Here is an 18236-nt window from a genome sequence, read left to right as displayed (position 1 = left end):
CTCACCTCTCCATTGGAATAGTTAAATGAATAGTAGTGCCCATGCCATATACACTATCAATCTCAATACCATATGGCTCACCATAATAGAGTCGAATTCGCTCTTGAACGTTGTACATTCCATATCCACCTTTTGCAGTTTGTACGGGCTCATTTGCTAATAAACAGCGTCTGATTTCGGCTAATTTCTTCTCTTCGATGCCGAGACCATTGTCCGTTATGCGAAAACAGATGTGCTTGTTTGAATCGAAATCACCAATGATGTGGATAAAACCTTTTCCTCTTTTGTTTTTTATTCCATGGTAGATAGCATTTTCAATTAATGGTTGCAGTGTAAGCTTGTGAATAATAAATGGCTCAATCTCTTTATTTATCGTAAATTGTATATCTAAAATATCGCGATACCTTATTTTTTGAATGACTAAGTAGTTTTTCACGTGACTAATCTCCTGTTCAATCGTGATTAAATCTTTCCCTTTATTTAAAGATATTCGAAAAAAATGAGACAATGCTTTCGTAATGGTCATAACGTCTTTCTCTTTTTTAGCTTCAGCCATCCAAATAATTGTATCTAGAGTATTGTAGAGAAAATGAGGGTTAATTTGAGCTTGTAGTGCTCGTAGCTCGGCCATTTTTAATTGTTTTTCTTTATTTATACTTGTTTCTAGAAGTGCTTTAATTTTTTCAATCATTCTATTAAATGATTGACCAAGCTCTGAAATTTCATCAAAGCTATGATTTTCTACTTTCACCGTCAAATCACCATTAGAAGCTAATTTAATCTTATCTTTTAAATGGCTGATCGGTCTAATGAGTCTCGAAGTAATGAATATGTAGAGCGAAATCGTAAAAATAATACTACTGACAACTGTTAACATAATTAAGTTTCGAATACTATTTGCTTCCTTTAATATTTCCTTTTCTGGAACTACACCAAAAATGAGCCAACCTGTCGTATCAGATTCATGCGACGTGATGAGTACAGATTGATCCGATTCAGCTTCGTGAAAAATATTATTGAAATCGGTTTCGCTACGAAGATTTTGAGTATATAAATCATTGTGATAAATCGTAAAAGGAAAGTTCTCATGATTTGACTGAATAAAAAATAGACCATTTTGTTCTAATGAAGCTTTTTCTAAGAGGGAAAGGATAACGGTATGATCGACAATAATATTCATATATCCAACCGTTTCATGAGTAATATCCCAGATAATAGGTTGAGTAATAGAGATGACTGTTTCCGAATTAAATTCTGTCAGCTCCATAATTGGTTGGGTAGTATGTCGGATCACATCTATTTCTTCATTTATAGTAGAAGAAATGTGATTGGTATGTAATCCTTTACTTTCACTTAATGCTTTTCCACTTTGGTTTATTATCGTAATTTCAAGAATATGGCGACTCATTGGAATAATCTCGCGATAGGTCGTAAACATATTCAAAATGGATTTGGCATCCTCGTAATCATATTCATGCCAGTCATCCATCAAAAAACGTATCGTATTCTCCTGTTTACCAATTTCGGTGAACCTCATTATATTTTGAAAAATTCCATCAATTTCTTGACTGAGCTGTGTACCTTTTAGCTGAGACTTCGAAATGGCATTTTCAGAAATAATATTCATCGCTTTCTGGTAAGAGATCATACCTACAAATACTAACGGGATAACGGTTAAGACAATAAACATAATAAGAAATTTAGTCCGCAAACTAGAAACGAATAAATGCTTCATGCTCATAATAGTTCTCACCACATCTAATTTTGTAAGCGCTTTAAAGAGTATTTTATATCATTAGTAATTAAATTGAAATCTTTTTTTTGTAACTAGCTCAATCTCGACGGATTGGGTGAGGATTTGCTTTTATTCTTGTTTTTATTCCATCATTTTATAGACAAAATCTGCGTAATTTAGCGATTGTTTTATCATGGGGTAGCACATGTATATGTCTATTTCGCAAGCTATCAAAAAAAAGTACAACAAGCTTTAAAGAAATTACACAAAAAAGAAATAAGATCTGTGAGATTCAAAATAAAACAACATTTATTCAAAAATTCATTTATTAACTTCTAAATGAAAGCGTTTTATAATGACCGTACGCTAATTAAGTCAATTCGTTATTAGCGAAATATAAAGGGGGAAGGTCAATGTCAAAAGTCATTCGTACAAAATGGCTACTATTATTGGTTGTGCTAGTGTTAAGCTTTTTAGTTGCTTGTGGTGATGCTTCTGAAGTAGATCAGGAAGTGGAGGATGAGGTTGATAATGGTGATGAGGTTGAAGAGGAAGCAAATCAGTCAGAGAAATCGGATTCTCTCGTCATTGGGTTTTCTCAAGTGGGCGCTGAAAGTGAGTGGCGGACAGCAAATACACAATCGATTCAAGATGCAATTGCAGATGCAGGACATGATTTACAGTTTTCCGATGCGCAGCAGCAGCAACAAAATCAAATCATGGCGATACGCTCCTTTATTTCACAAGGTGTAGATGCGATTGTTTTCTCACCGGTTGTTGAGACAGGGTTTGAGACTGTATTACAAGAAGCAAAGGACGCTGAGATTCCTGTATTCCTAGTGGACCGTGCGGTAGATATTGATGATGACTCGATGTGGGTAACGTTCTTAGGCTCAGACTTTGTAGAAGAAGGTAGAAAAGCTGGTAGATGGCTCGTAGACGAGCTAGCAGATGTTGAAGGTGACATTAATATAGTTGAGCTACAAGGAACTGTAGGCTCAGCACCGGCAATTGATCGAAAAGAAGGGTTTGAAGAAATTATTGCTGATCATCCACAATTGACAATCACACAATCACAAACAGGTAATTTTACTAGAACAGAAGGCAAAGAAGTAATGGAAGCTTTCTTACGTTCAGATGGTGATAACATTGATGTTTTATATGCTCATAATGATGATATGGCGATAGGTGCGATTCAAGCTATTGAAGAATATGGCCTTAAGCCTGCTGAGGATATTATCGTTATTGGCGTTGATGCAGTAAAGGGTGCATTTGAAGCGATGGTCGCTGGGAAGATGAACGTAACCATTGAATGTAATCCACAGTTTGGGCCGCAACTTGTTGAGTTAATTGAAGCGCATTTTGCTGGTGAAGAATTACCGAAGAGAATAGCAGTAGAAGAAGATATGTATACAATGGATCAGGCTGCTGATCTAATTGATTCAAGAACGTATTAATAGAAAAAAATAAGCCACTTGATCCCAGTGAGGAAAGAAAGTGGCTTATAACATGCTGATCGTTATTAAGCTGACTGGAGGTGGAGTAGTATGAGTGATGAGAAACCGATTTTAACTATGGAAGGAATAACAAAAGAATTTCCAGGTGTAAAAGCGCTATCGAATGTCGCGTTTCGATTATTTCCAGGTGAAGTACATGCATTAATGGGTGAAAATGGTGCAGGGAAATCGACGTTAATTAAAGTATTAACAGGTGTATATACGTACGATCAAGGCATCATTTTACTTGAAGATAATGAATTGCATGTAACGAGTCCGATTCACTCTCAAGAAGTAGGGATTAGTACAGTGTATCAAGAGGTTAATTTATGCCCTAATCTCTCTGTTGTTGAAAATATTTTCATAGGTCGTGAGTTGTTAAAGCGTGGGAGAATTGACTGGAAGACAATGAAAGTCAAATCTGAACAAATATTGAAACGTCTCGATTTAACGATTGATGTGACAAAGGAGCTATCATCATATTCCGTTGCAATTCAACAAATGATTGCGATTGCGCGAGCTCTTAATATTTCATGTAAAGTTCTTATTTTGGATGAGCCTACATCGAGCTTGGATTTAAATGAGGTACAGCAATTGTTTAATGTAATGAGAAAGCTCAGACAAGAGGGCATGGCGATTATTTTTATTAGCCATTTCTTAGATCAGATCTATGAAATAGCAGATCGAATGACAGTATTGAGAAATGGTCAATTGATTGGTGAGTATTTAACTTATGAGTTACCACGGTTTAAATTAGTGGAGAAGATGATTGGCACTGAAAAAGAGCAGCTTGATGCTAAGCTCGAGAAAGAATCACAGACTCATATTGAACAAGAGCATCCTGTCTTTTTAAAGGTAGTGAATGGCTCTAAAAAAGGGAGTATTCAACCATTTCATTTGACATTGCATTCTAATGAAATCGTCGGTTTTGCAGGATTGTTAGGTTCAGGGCGAACCGAAATAGCCCGATTATTATTCGGAGCAGATAAATTAGACGATGGAGAAATGTATATACGTGGTCAAAAGGTCGATTTTTCCTCACCTAAGCAAGCAATTAAACAGCGCATTGCCTTTTGTTCAGAAAATCGAAAAGCAGATGGGATTATCCCGGAATTAACCGTTAGAGAAAACATGATCTTAGCTATTCAAGGTGTCTATGGGTGGTTTTCATTTATCCCAAAAAAGAAGCAAATAGAGTTAGCTGATCAATATATCGAATTGTTAAACATAAACCCTCGAAATCCAGAACAGTTGATCAAAAATTTAAGCGGTGGCAATCAACAGAAGGTCTTATTAGCACGCTGGCTTATGACAAACCCAGATTTACTGATTTTAGACGAACCAACTAGAGGGATTGATGTAGGTGCGAAAGCTGAAATAGAAAAGTTAATGATTCGTCTGAGTGAGGAAGGGAAATCCATTGTTTTCATTTCTGCTGAACTTGAAGAAGTGATTAGATGTAGTAGACGAGTCATTGTGTTGAGAGATCGTGAAAAGGTGTCTGAATGGGTCAATGAAGGGCAATTGGATCAGTCACATATTATGGAGGAAATGGCAGGTGGAAATGGATGATGAGATCAAAGCTGTTTTGGCCACTTGTTATGCTTGGCCTCATTTTACTTTTTAATTTAGTGATTAATCCAAGCTTTTTTATTATTGAAGTGAGAAATGGGCATTTGACTGGTAGTTTAATTAACATTTTAAACCGTGGTGCACCATTAATCCTTATTTCAATTGGCATGACGCTTGTCATCGCCACAAAAGGGATTGACTTAGGGGTAGGATCAGTTATTGCCATGTCAGGGGCAATTGCTGCAACTGTTGTCGGAGGGAGCTTTGGGGCATCAACGGACAGTTTAACACCTCTTTTTCTAGCGATCTTGTTTGCACTGCTATTGGCGGTTGTGACGGGACTTTGGAATGGATTATTAATTTCTAGGCTAGGCATTCAACCGATTGTAGCGACATTAATTCTAATGGTAGCCGGTAGAGGAATTGCCCAACTTATCACGAATGGACAGATTACAACTGTGTATTATTCTCCGTATTCATTTATAGGAGGAGGGTATTTATTGATGTTACCTTTCTCGATTTTTATCGTTCTATTTGTTCTATTCATTGCAATGTATCTGACTCGAAAAACCGCTATCGGATTATTTATTGAATCAGTAGGTGGAAATCCGACTGCGAGCCGCTTAGCAGGTATCCAATCAAAAAATGTCATCTTAATGGTTTACATGTTTTGTGGATTATGTGCTGGAATTGCAGGATTGATATTGAGCTCGAATGTCATGAGTGCAGATGGAAACAATGCAGGCTTATGGTATGAACTTGATGCGATTTTAGCAGTCGTTATCGGCGGTACTTCATTAATGGGAGGAAGGTTCTATTTAATGGGGACAGTGATCGGTGCCCTTATTATTCAAAGCTTAACAACAACGATTTATTCAATTGGGGTTCCAGCAGATATTATTTTAGTTGTAAAAGCTTTAGTCGTCTTACTCGTTTGCCTTCTTCAATCCCCACAATTTAGAAAGAAAATATCGAGTGTGTTCTCTCGTAATAAGCCTATGAAGGAAAAGGGGAAAGGAGTGACAATGACTTGAATCTATTACACATAAATAAACGGCTTATTCCGGTGTTTATTACAATTGGTCTTTTTTTACTTATGTATGTATTTGGATTAGTGAGATATGATAACTTTTCGTCACCGCAAGTGTTTCTTAATTTATTTGTCGATAATGCTTTTTTGATTATTGTGGCGGTTGGAATGACATTTGTTATCTTATCTGGTGGAATTGATTTATCAGTTGGATCGGTCATTGCTTTGACGAGCATGGTCGTTGCTAGTTTGCTTGTTCAAGGAGTGCCTGTTTGGTTAGTCATTCCTATAGCCCTATTAGTCGGTCCTGTGCTGGGATTCTTAATGGGCTGTTGTATTCATTATTTTCAATTACAGCCTTTCATCGTAACACTGGCAGGGATGTTTTTAGCAAGAGGGTTAAGCTTTGTAATAAGTGTGCAAACGATTACGATCGATCATGATTTCTTTAAATACATGGCGAGTACAAGAATCTATGTAGGTGATTATTTTCTTTCTTACAGTGTCCTTATCGCTTTGATTGTTGTTGTAGCAGCTATTTTTATTACTCACTATACAAAGTTTGGTCGTAATGTTTATGCGATTGGAGGAAGTGAGCAGTCTGCAATGTTAATGGGGCTTCCGGTTGGGAGAACAAAAATCATGGTTTATACATTAAGTGGCTTTACAGCTTCATTAGCAGGAATTGTTTTCACCTTTTATATGTTATCAGGCTATGGCTTACATGCTAATGGGTTTGAATTAAATGCAATAGCTGCTGTCGTTATTGGTGGGACTTTATTAACCGGTGGAGTTGGATATGTTGCCGGAAGTGTTGTAGGTGTTCTTATTTTGGGGACGATTCAATCACTTATTGTTTTTGAAGGGTCACTTAGTGCCTGGTGGACGCGAATTGCGATTGGATTATTACTGCTTTTATTCATTGTCCTTCAACGTATCATCGTTATGAGGACTGATCATAAGAAAGAAACAGTTTCAGCTCATTAGTTTTTGAAGGGGGTGTGAGTAATCGTACGGAAGAAGGTTATGTTTAAAGGGCATTGAAAAAGTTTGGTTTTAATCTTTAAGGTGACCTTTTATGTCTATGTATAGTAAAGAATTTTGAAGGAGGAAAAATATGAATCGAATAATGAAGCAAAAGTGGTTGTCTATTAGTTTAATCGTTCTATTGCTATTCCCTTCTATGATAAACCCAGCACCAATTCTAGCAAATACAGAAGAAGATTCATTAATCCTACATTACAATATGTCTTCATATGCGGAAGAAGATGGGGTTATAAAAGTAAGGGATGTATCAGAAAGTGGACAACAATTTGACGGTCTATTTAAAAACCCTGAAAATGGTCAAATTCTTCATAATGAAGAAGGGGGATTTGTTTCGTTTAATGGCGGAGGAACGAATTCGAATAGTGGATTTATTGAAATTCCTAAAAGTCCTGAAGGTGAGGATATTCTTGAAGGAGTAGAGGATGTAACAATTTCTGCGCTAGTGAATTGGGAAAATGATGGTCAAAACCGTTGGATCTTTGGGCTGGGGAAAGTATCGGATGATATCGAAAATGGTAACGCTTACTTTTTTGCGACACCGAGACATGGAATTGAAAATAGCAATGTAGCAGCAACTGGTATTTCAGAGGCTGGCTGGAGGAATGAAACGTTAATGAGAAGCAACGAAGGCTTGAGATCTAATAGCTGGGAAGTCGTTACCGTTGTGTTCTCAGGCTCTGAGGATACATTAAGTTTATTTGTTAATGGTGAGGAAGTCGCGTCCGGATCAGCACAAGGCAAGCAATTAGCGAATATTATTGATGATAGTGCTTCATTTTCAGGCTTTATCGGAAAATCTATTTTTGAAAATGATCCTTATTTTAAAGGAGTGATTGGAGATTTTCGTGTGTATGACGAAGCTCTATCAAACGTACAAATAGAGGAGCTTTATACAAATACATTGGCTCAAATAACCTCTATTCATGAACTTGTTTTGCAAGATGCTTACGAATCTCTAGATTTAATACCGTATCTTTCAGAACAAGATGAGGATTTAGACCATGTCACTCGTCATGTATCATTACCTACTCTAGGTAAGCATGGTGTTGAGATTGATTGGGAGTCTAGTCATCCTGATGTTCTTTCTCACAATGGGGCTGTAACTCGTCCAAGTGTTGAGGATGGGGATACGATGATTGATTTATCTGCAACTCTTCATTATGAAGGGTTATCGGTTACAAAGACATTTACAGTAATTGTCCTTCAAGAGTGGACAGATGAATATAAGGTTCAATCTGATGCAAATGCTATTTCTATTTATAATCAAGAGCAAGTGAAAGGGAATCTTCATTTACCAATTGAGGGTGAGCACGATTCAAAGATTACGTGGGAGTCTTCACACCCATCTATTATTAAAGGAACAGAAGAAGCTGAAGGGCAATTAGAACAATTAGGGTGGGTAACTAGACAAAGTGAAGATGTAGCAGTTACGTTAACGGCTACAATCGCATTAGATGACGTATTTGAACAACGAGAGTTTGAAGTGAATGTATTAAAAGATCCTGGTGAAGTCGAGTATGATGCTTATTTCTTTTCTTATTTTACCGGCGAATATGAAGGTGGGGAAGAAATCTCCTTTGCAACTGCAGAAGACCCTTTAATGTGGAGAGCATTGAACAATGGACAATCGGTTATACAGTCGACAATGGGTGAAGAAGGATTACGTGATCCGTTTATCATTCGATCCCCAGAAGGCGATAAGTTTTATATGCTTGCAACAGATTTGAAAATGGGAGAAAGTACGAACTTTGATCAAGCACAAATAACAGGTAGTCACTATTTAATGATCTGGGAGTCAGATGACTTAGTGAATTGGAGTGAGCAACGCATGGTGAAAGTCGCTCCAGAAAAAGGTGGTAACACTTGGGCTCCAGAGGCTTTTTATGATCCGAATACAGGTGATTATGTTGTATTTTGGGCTTCGTCAATGAAAAATGAAGATACGTATGGCGATTACCCTAATGGACGACCTGCAGGTCAATATAATGTGATGTATTATGCTACGACCCGTGACTTTCACACCTTTTCAGAGCCGAAAGTTTTTATAGATGACGGCTTTCCAACGATTGATACGACCTTTATTGAGCATGATGATACACTGTACCGATTTACAAAAAGTGAAGTGAATTATAGGGTGTATTATGAGAAGGCACCACATATTTTCTATGATGCAGATGGTATTGAAGATAATGGCTTTCAGTTTGAACTAATTGAAGGTACTCGTGATGGGAACCGAGGCTTAATTGGCCATCAAGGGAATAATGAAGGACAAACGGTTTTTAAAGATATTCATGAAGATAAGTGGTATTTGTTTTTAGATTCATGGCCTTACCATGTACGTTGGTCAGATAATTTAGAAGATGGTCAGCAGTTTGTCGACAATTTATTACCTTCATCAGATTATGCTTTACCACCAGGACCGAGACATGGAACGGTTATCCCGATTACTCGTGATGAGTATAACCGTGTACAGGAACATTATGCAATACCAGGTCCTACTCCAGTCGAAGAGCCTGTCGTTCGATATTCGTTTGATCCGAATGATGTAGAAGGGACAATAGTTAGGGATGTCTCAGGGAATGGTTTTGATGCAAGTTTACAAGGTGGAGCAACTATTACAACAAATGAGACAATTGGGTCTTCGTCTGGAGCTGTTGAGTTAGATGGAGATACTGGGTATGTTGAGTTACCTGAAAATCTGATACAAGATTTGAATTTAGAAAGTATGACGATGTCAACTTGGGTAAAGGTAAAGGAAAACAAAGCGAATCAACGCATTTTTGACTTTGCTTCAGATACTGGACGAATTGTAAACCGAAATACTATGTATTTAAGTACACAGGGAGATTCAAATCAGTTAGAGTTTGCCGTTGTCACGCCTTTTACAGAGAAGTTCAGTAATGAGCAGACACCATTAGCAAATAGTTATAAATATGCGCTCAACGCACAGCGTTTATCAACAAGTCAATGGCAGCATGTAGCGATTACAATTGACGGCTTTGATGCTGTTCTTTATGTGAACGGAGAAGAGGTATCTAGAAGCTCTACATTTAATGTTGAGCCAAGAATGCTAATGGAAACGAAAATGAATTATTTAGGTAAGTCAAGGCTAGATACACATCCGTATTTTAACGGTTTATTCGATGAGTTTCATATTTACAACCGAGCATTATCAAGCGAAGAGGTTATTCAGTTGGCAGACGAAGATGGGTCAATTCCAATTGAAGAGCCGGAGTCTAATTTAATTTTACATTATGATATGGCTGATATTAATGAAACGACGGTTCCTGATCAAACTGGCTCGTTTAATGGACAATGGGTCAACCGAGAGCGTGGAGATTGGATTCAAGGAAATCAAGCCGGCGCAATAAACTTTGAAGGAGGAGATGTACAGTCTTACATTGAGCTTCCTGTAGGGGTATTAGATGGTTTAGATAGTGTGACTGTTTCATCATTAGTGAATTGGAAAGGTGATCGAGAAGCAGAGTGGATCTTTGCCTTAGGTCAGGATGATCAGAAATATTTGTTTACGACACCGAGCCGAAATTCAGGTGATCGAGAAGCACGGGTCGGATTAGGGGTCACTAGCTGGCAAAATGAAGCGCATGCTAATGCGACAACTGGACCATTAACAGCTAATGAATGGAAGCTAGTGACTGCAGTAATGGACGGTGAGGAAGAATCGCTTACATTGTATATCGATGGTGAAGAGGTAGCTTCTGGTTCAACAAATGGCTATACGATAGAGGAGATTGCAAATACTTCCGGGCCAAGTGGGTTTATTGGTCGATCATTCTATAGTAGTGATCCTTATTTTGGAGGAATGATAGCCGAATTCCAAATCTATGATGGTGCGCTATCGCCTGATGATGTGGAGAAATTAAGTGTAGAATCAGCAGCTAAAGCAGAAGATTTAAAAGGGTTTTTAGTGGAACATGTCGCTAATCAAATCGGCTTTAGTGACATTTTAGCAAATAATTTAAATGAAGAAGAAGTCATGTATTCTTTATCTCTTCCTAGTGAAGGTGCATATGGTATGACTTTTAAATGGGAGTCTAATGATTCTTCAATTATAACTAATGAAGGATTTGTGAGTAGACCTTCTTATGAAGAGGGAGATAAAGAGGTGACACTTACATTAACGGTCTCTGATGGAGTTCAATCTGTTGAAAAGAAGTTTACAGTAAGGGTCTTACATTTGCCTAGTGAATATGAAGAGCTAATTGAAGATGCTAGAGCTCTATACATTCATCATATTAGAGACGTACGAGGTCATCTCACATTACCGACAAGTGGTGAAAATGGATCGGAAATGACTTGGCATTCAGAAAATCCTGAGATCATTTCTGAATCAGGGGAAGTCACTCGTCCAGCACACGGAGAAGGTGATCAGCAAGTAAAACTCATAGCAACGATTACGAAAGGTGAAGAAGTGATTAAGAAAGGGTTCCTAGCTACAGTTAAGGAGCTGCCTGAATAGAAGGAATTAGAAGGCTATTTGTTCAGTTATATGAAGGGAGAAGGACGATCTGATGGCGAGCAAATATACTTTGCTTTAAGCGAAGGAAACGATCCCCTACATTATAATGATTTGAACGATGATCAACCTGTTATTACTTCACAGTTAGGAGATCAAGGAGTACGTGATCCGTTTATCATTCGTGCACCAGAAGGTGATCGCTTCTATATGATCGCAACTGATTTAAGAATCTATGGAAATTGGGATTGGCATGGAGCACAAACGAATGGTAGTCGTTCTATTATGGTTTGGGAATCAAACGACTTAATTAATTGGTCAGAACAACGGAAGGTTGAAGTTGCCCCTCCTGAAGCTGGAAATACATGGGCACCTGAAATATTTTATGATGATGAAAAAGGAGAATATGTGATCTTCTGGGCCTCGAAGTTATATGAAGATGAAGCACATCGACAAACGGGTGCAACTCACAATCGAATGATGTATACGACAACGAGAGATTTTTATACGTTTAGTGATCCTAACATTTACATTGATCGAGGATACTCGATTATTGATACGACTATGATTGAGCATGATGGGCAAATATATCGTTTTTCTAAAGATGAACGAAACAATTCCAACCAAGCTCCTAATGGAAAATATATTTTCCAGGAAGTTGGCGATTCGATCTTTGATTCGGATTTTGACATGATTAGAGAAGGGGTGGGACGTCCTGATGTTGGGCATACGGAAGGGCCAATCATTTTCAAATCGAATGAGGAAGAGAAGTGGTATTTATTTGTTGATGAGTTTGGCGGTAGAGGATATGTACCTTTAGAATCAACAGATTTAGACTCGGGTGAATGGTCTGTACCAAGTAGCTATACATTCCCAGCAAATGCACGTCATGGATCAGTATTACCAATTACTAGTTCAGAATATGAGAATTTACAAGTGACATTACCACGTATTCAAGAATCAAATGATGTAGCAGTTACGAGCATTGAGCTTGACGAAAGTGATGTAATATTAAATGTGGGGGAAGAAGTCTCATTACATGCAAATATCTATCCAACAAATGCAACCAATCAACAGGTTGTTTGGACTTCGAATGATCCAGCTATTGTTGAGATTAATAACGAAGGTGAAATGATTGGTCTTGAAGTTGGAACAGCTACTATAACAGTAACAACAGTGGATGGTGCATTAATGGCGATGGCCTTTGTTCATGTCATTGAGCAATCAGGAGAAGAGCCGCCGCCAGGAGGAGAAGAGCCGCCGCCAGGAGGAGAAGAGCCGCCGCCAGGAGGAGAAGAGCCGCCGTCAGGAGGAGAAGAGCCGCCGCCAGGAGGAGAAGAGCCGCCGCCAGGAGGAGAAGAGCCGCCACCAGGAGGAGAAGAGCCGCCACCAGGAGGAGAAGAGCCGCCACCAGGAGGGGAAGAGCCGCCACCAGGAGGAGAAGAGCCGCCGCCAGGAGGAGAAGAGCCGCCGCCAGGAGGAGAAGAGCCGCCGCCAGGAGGAGAAGAGCCACCACCAGGAGGAGAAGAGCCGCCACCAGGAGGAGAAGAGCCGCCACCAGGAGGAGAAGAGCCGCCACCAGGAGGAGAAGAGCCGCCACCAGGAGGAGATCGTAAAGGTCCTCTTCCAGATACGGCAACTAATTTATATCAGTTCCTATTAATTGGAATCTTATTATTGTTCGTTGGTGGTATTACCTACTTATATAAAAGAAGAAAACAAGAGCAATAAAGATTAAGGTTATGCGTTTAATGAGTAAAAGTCGAGCTTGGATTTTATTCCAAGCTCTACAGCTATATTCTAGTTCGTAATAGATTTAAGTGTAACGACTACGATTTCAGGACGATTAAATAGACGTAATGGAATCACGCTATTTCCAAGACCTCTATTGACAATCATTGTCGTATCGTTTAGTACGTGTTCTCCAGAAGTATATTTCGGTAAGAAGCCTTGATTAGGAGCAACCAGCCCCCCAATAAAAGGAATTCTCATTTGTCCACCATGTGCATGCCCGGATAAAACTAAATCAAAGTCATATTCCGAATAAAGCGGTAGCATTTCTGGATGATGAGCTAATAAAATTTGAAAATGATTTGCCTCGAGTTCAGTAATAGCTTCTAAAATAAACATTTCTGTGATAGTACGCTCTGAATCATGCCCCTTAGCGTGTGCTGGATCATCAATACCAATCATTTGAATAACATCCTGATTATTTATCAGTTCAACAACTGAATTTCTCATTACATGAACACCTATATTGACTAAGGAATTCTCTAATTCTTCAAAATTGCCAGCCCACCATTCGTGGTTTCCTGTTACAAAATAAGTAGGAGCTATTTGCACTAATTCCTCCATTAATAGAAGACTAGGTGTGTTATTATCCTTTTTTGAATCAACTAAATCTCCTGTAAATACAATTAAACTTGGATTTGTATGATTGACTTTTTTGAGTAAAACTTGTTGGTCATTTGAAAAGTTTTTATTGTGAAGGTCTGATAATTGGACAATGGTAAATTCGTTAAAGCCGATCGGGATTTGTTCAGACTGAACCTGGATTTCTGTAACGACAAGGGAGTTGTTTTGAGAATGGAAGAAAATAATGAATAAACAAAGTACGCTAATGATTAGAAAAAAAATAAACAATCGACTCTTTTTCAATTTCTCACCTCACTATAAAATAATATTTATTATAAAGAAAAATCATTATCCTTTCAATTACATGTTTTATAGTATGATTGATTGACAAATAAATAAGATAGCGCTTACTATAAAGAGTAACAACGTTGTTAGTGTGGAGGTTGGGATAACCTATTTATGTAGTAAAACGACTATAAAATGCATTAAAAGAAAGGAGGGATCGATGTAAGTGCAGAATATACATATTGTTGGAGATTCAACCGTTTCTAGCTATGAGGAAAAGAATAGACCTCAAGCTGGCTGGGGAGAGATGTTACAAGAGCTTCTTCCTCTCTCTATAAAAGTTTATAATCATGCTGCTTCTGGTCGAAGCTCAAAAAGCTTTATAGATGAAGGAAGGTTAGAAGCATTTACTCATAGCCTGAATAAAGGAGACCTACTTTTAATTCAGTTTGGTCACAATGACGAAAAAGAGGATCAACAAAGGCGGACAGAGCCATACACGACATTTCAAGCTTATTTAACAAAATATATTGAAGAAGCGAGAAAGAATGAAGCGATCCCGATATTAATGACTCCTGTTGAGCGAAGACACTTCAATGAAGATGGTTTGTTATTGGACACTCATGGTGAGTATCCTGTTGCTATTAAAAAGCTATCTACTAAGCTAAATACACCATTAATAGATTTAACAGAGCAAACACGTAAGCTGCTTAAAAGGCTAGGTCCAGCAGAATCTAAGCGCTTATTTCTTTGGTTAGAGCGAGGAGAACATCCTAATTACAAGGAAGGCATCCAAGATGATACACATTTCTGTGAATTTGGAGCAAGAGAAATCGCAATGATTGTGTGCAAACAATTACATACTTTAAAATTAATAGAGATTATGATGAATGAGGAGGAATTGAAATGACGGTAGGAGCATTAGCCCATTTATTTGGAACATACACGTATAAAGAAATGGCTCAAACATTAGGTGAATATAGGATTAATCATGTGCAATTGGCTATTTGGAAAGCATTTAATGACTATGATTTTACAAAGCCTGGAGTATTAAACCCTGGACTCGTTCGAAATATAAAAAAAGAATTTGACAAAAACGAAGTGGATATCTCTATTATTGCATCCTATTTACATTTATTTGATGAAAATGAAGTCGCTCATCAAACTTTCATACAACGATATAAAGAATTGATTCGCTATGCATCAATGTTTGGTGCACCTATGATTGCTACTGAAGTAGGAAGGCCTCAACCTAATGGGGACTATGAAAAGGATTGGGATAAGCTCTATCATTCGTTAGTTGAATTAGTTAGGGAAGCTGAGCAATGGGGAATCATTGTAGGGCTTGAGGCTGCACATGGGCATTTAATAGGTTCAGCACGAACGTTAAAACAAATGCTAGATGAATTAAATAGCTCTCAAGTTGGTGTTGTTCTTGATCCGGGGAACTTATTAACACAAGAAAACTATCAAAAACAAGATGAAGTGATTGAAGAAGCGTTTGAATTATTAGGAAAGCATATAGTTGCTTGTCATGCGAAGGATCGCCTCCTGGACGCGCAAGGTATTTTGCGAGAAACATCACCAGGATTAGGGTTGTTAAATTATGATTTATTTATGCAGCGATTGCATCAGTACAAACCAGAATGTCACATTATCATTGAGCATACAGAGCCAGAGGATATGTATAGAGTGATTCAATTTATCGAACAAAAACGAGCACAGTTTGCCAAATAATCTTGTTAGGTCTATTTCTAGTTAATCCTAGGAGTAGGCTTTCCTTCTTCTTCTTCCAATTAAACTCAAAAACATCTATCATTCAATTGGTTTGAATGTGTTATAATAATCTACATATTATGTAAAAAACTTGTTACTCGCGTAAATGTAAACCCTTACAAATAAAAAGGTGAAGGGAGGGAATCATTTGAAAAACCAAAGCTTATTAACAAAACTTATCGTATTTGCAAGTATCGTTAGTGTCATTCCCGTTATTATCGTAGGTGTTTTTTCATATGTGCAATCATCAAAACATATTCAAGAAAAAGTGAATCATGAAAAGGTACAAGTTATAAGGCAAATCCAATCTAATATAGAGCAGGTATTAGTAACGGTCCATCATAGTGTAAGTCGATCAATTGATTCCCCCTTAATGGAATCAGTTATTAGGCGTCCATTATTGGCTGAAGACTTTTCGATCTATCGTGAGTTACGCCAGGAATTGAGCAATTTAAGATCATATGATACGAAAGTAGATGAAGTGATTCTATTAAATTTACAAGAAGATTGGATTGTCGATTACACAGGAATCTCTAGGTTGAATGAGCACCCTGATCATGAACAATTTCTTTCCTATTTGGACTTAGAACATAATACGACTTGGATTTTGTTGGAGAATGAAGAGTTTACTGAACCGATCTTAGTTGGGGAATGTCCATATACAATAAGTTTAGTGAAGAAGCTCCCTCCTAAATTAAGTGAAAAATACGGCTTGGCTTTTACAAATATCCCTTCTTGTAGTTTAGCAGAGATGATCAACGTAGATGAACTGTCAGATGAAGTCATGATTACAAATGAAGAATATACGATTATCGTGCATCGTGATCCCAATTTGGTTGGTCAATCATTAGCCGATACTCATTACATTGATTCGCTAGAAGGATTTAATGAACGGTCAGGTCAATTTAATGTTTCTAATCAAGATGAGTCATATACGGTTACATATAATAAGTCTGATTTTAATGATTGGAATTATATTTCCTTCAACTCGATCGATGATTTAACGGAAGAAAGTAAAACGATTGGCTGGATTACGTTTTTCATGATTACGTTTATTATTTTAACTTGTAGTTTATATATATATATTATTAGCAAGAAATTATACTCTCCAGTTAATAAACTCGTGTCTTATATTGAAGGAAACTTGCCAGAACATACTAATAATAAGCGAAATGAGTTAGAATTGATTGAAGATCATATTAGTGAATTATTCTCATCTAAAACCAATTTGGAAGCTGAACTTAAGGAACATTCACAACAAATGAAATCGGTTTTTATTAATCAATTGTTTACGGGGCATTATAAAACGAGTGAAATTAATAAAAAATTAATAAGCTTTGAACTAGAAGATTTAGTTCAATCATGGGATCAAATGGTCGTTTGTACGATTCATATTGATAATCTTGAAAAAAACGATTATCAGTCACATGATTTGGAGAAGATCTCATTTGCAGTGAAAAATATTGTTGAAGAAACAGTACCAGCAGATAACCGCTTACCAACGGTTTGGATGGATCAAGTGCTTATTTTATTATTAGGGTTCTCAGACGAGCAAGTTCATAAAGATCAAATATATAATTTAACGGAAACGATCCAAATGAATATCCATCAAACGTTAAAAATATGTATTAGTATTGGTGTGAGTCGTTCATTTTCCGATATTAAGGCAGCGAAGAGAGGATATAAAGAAGGGATTGAAGCGTTAAAGCATAGAATGACGCTTGGAACAGGTGTTATTGTACACTTCTCGTCGATGTATTCTGGAAAGCAGGCAACCCTTTTCGATTATCCGAAAAGAGTTGAAGATGAGTTGCTCATAGCGATTAAATTAGGTGAAGAGAAGAAAGCGAACGAACAGTTACGAATATGGATGGAAAAAGTGTTTAAAAATGCTCAATCTCCACGAGAATACCAAATATATATGATGGAGCTTTTAAATAATTTATTATTGCTAAAGCAAGAAAGTCAAGTCAGCTTTGAGCAATTGGAAATATTCGATGTATCCTTATATGAAGAGCTACTACAATTAAATATGAGAGTCGAGATTGAAAGCTGGTTTCAAGATAGGTTGATTCAACCTTTAATTCAAATTTTCCAAAAGCGAAAGGAATCGCAGTTTCATAATCTTTCTGAGAAAATGATTGATATGATTCACCAGCGTTATGGTGAGGAGATAACGTTAGAAGAATGTGCATCGCAGCTTCACTACAATGCCAACTATTTAAGTAGTGTGTTTAAGCAAGAAACGAATCATACATTTAGTGAATATTTATCGAATTACCGTTTTAAAAAGGCGAAGCAATGGTTAGTTGAAACATCTATGACAGTTAAGGAAATTGCTGATCAATTACAATATAAAAATTCGCAAAATTTTATACGGTCCTTTAAAAAACAAGAAGATATGACACCTGGTCAATATCGTAAGAAGTACCAAAATATTTCTTAGTGTAGGAATAGCAGTCC

11 protein-coding genes are annotated in these 18236 nt (G+C 37.3%); 9 read left to right on the top strand and 2 right to left on the bottom strand.

Translation table 11 applies throughout. The features are described 5' to 3' along the window. Position 1: 1 nt before the first annotated feature. Positions 2-1741: a sensor histidine kinase gene (locus MW695_RS09490; protein WP_247105064.1), complete on the bottom strand. Its 1740-nt coding sequence runs from the start codon at positions 1739-1741 to the stop codon at positions 2-4. A gap of 407 nt (positions 1742-2148) precedes the next feature. Here MW695_RS09490 and MW695_RS09485 point away from each other — a divergent pair, with 407 nt between their 5' ends. The 6 genes from MW695_RS09485 (at position 2149) to MW695_RS09460 (ending at position 13088) form a co-directional block, all read left to right on the top strand. Next, positions 2149-3192 (top strand): ABC transporter substrate-binding protein, encoded by a 1044-nt coding sequence (locus tag MW695_RS09485; RefSeq protein ID WP_247105063.1) that lies wholly within the window; start codon positions 2149-2151, stop codon positions 3190-3192. Between the two features lie 90 nt (positions 3193-3282). Further along, positions 3283-4803 carry a sugar ABC transporter ATP-binding protein gene (locus tag MW695_RS09480; protein ID WP_247105062.1) on the top strand — a complete coding sequence of 507 codons (1521 nt, stop codon included), beginning with the start codon at positions 3283-3285 and terminating at the stop codon, positions 4801-4803. Further along, positions 4800-5837 (top strand): ABC transporter permease, encoded by a 1038-nt coding sequence (locus tag MW695_RS09475; RefSeq protein ID WP_247105061.1) that lies wholly within the window; start codon positions 4800-4802, stop codon positions 5835-5837. Before MW695_RS09480 ends, MW695_RS09475 begins: the two co-directional genes overlap by 4 nt. Continuing rightward, on the top strand, positions 5834-6820 hold the full coding sequence (yjfF, locus tag MW695_RS09470; RefSeq protein ID WP_247105060.1) for a galactofuranose ABC transporter, permease protein YjfF: 987 nt from the start codon (positions 5834-5836) through the stop codon (positions 6818-6820). The genes MW695_RS09475 and yjfF overlap by 4 nt, the downstream gene beginning before the upstream one ends. 130 nt (positions 6821-6950) lie before the next feature. Continuing rightward, a complete protein-coding gene (locus MW695_RS09465) occupies positions 6951-11360 on the top strand; it encodes an immunoglobulin-like domain-containing protein (protein WP_247105059.1) in 4410 nt (1469 codons plus the stop codon). Between the two features lie 30 nt (positions 11361-11390). Next, the gene (locus tag MW695_RS09460; protein WP_247105058.1) at positions 11391-13088 is read left to right on the top strand and encodes an Ig-like domain-containing protein; all 1698 of its coding nucleotides are present in this window, start codon (positions 11391-11393) and stop codon (positions 13086-13088) included. A 69-nt stretch (positions 13089-13157) separates the two neighbouring features. On the opposite strand, the gene MW695_RS09455 is transcribed toward MW695_RS09460, so the two are convergent. Then, positions 13158-14015 (bottom strand): metallophosphoesterase, encoded by an 858-nt coding sequence (locus tag MW695_RS09455; RefSeq protein WP_247105057.1) that lies wholly within the window; start codon positions 14013-14015, stop codon positions 13158-13160. A gap of 208 nt (positions 14016-14223) precedes the next feature. Here MW695_RS09455 and MW695_RS09450 point away from each other — a divergent pair, with 208 nt between their 5' ends. The 3 genes from MW695_RS09450 (at position 14224) to MW695_RS09440 (ending at position 18219) form a co-directional block, all read left to right on the top strand. Further along, positions 14224-14907 carry a rhamnogalacturonan acetylesterase gene (locus MW695_RS09450; protein ID WP_247105056.1) on the top strand — a complete coding sequence of 228 codons (684 nt, stop codon included), beginning with the start codon at positions 14224-14226 and terminating at the stop codon, positions 14905-14907. Next, positions 14904-15734, top strand: a complete 831-nt coding sequence (locus MW695_RS09445; RefSeq protein ID WP_247105055.1) for a sugar phosphate isomerase/epimerase family protein — start codon at positions 14904-14906, stop codon at positions 15732-15734. The genes MW695_RS09450 and MW695_RS09445 overlap by 4 nt, the downstream gene beginning before the upstream one ends. Positions 15735-15921: 187 nt before the next feature. Beyond that, a complete protein-coding gene (locus MW695_RS09440; RefSeq protein WP_247105054.1) occupies positions 15922-18219 on the top strand; it encodes a helix-turn-helix domain-containing protein in 2298 nt (765 codons plus the stop codon). Positions 18220-18236 lie beyond the last annotated feature (17 nt).

Source organism: Halalkalibacter sp. APA_J-10(15) (assembly GCF_023017105.1).
GTDB lineage: Bacteria > Bacillota > Bacilli > Bacillales > Bacillaceae_D > Halalkalibacter.
Note: the sequence above shows the minus strand (reverse complement) of the source record. Positions and strands in the feature narration are given on the sequence as shown.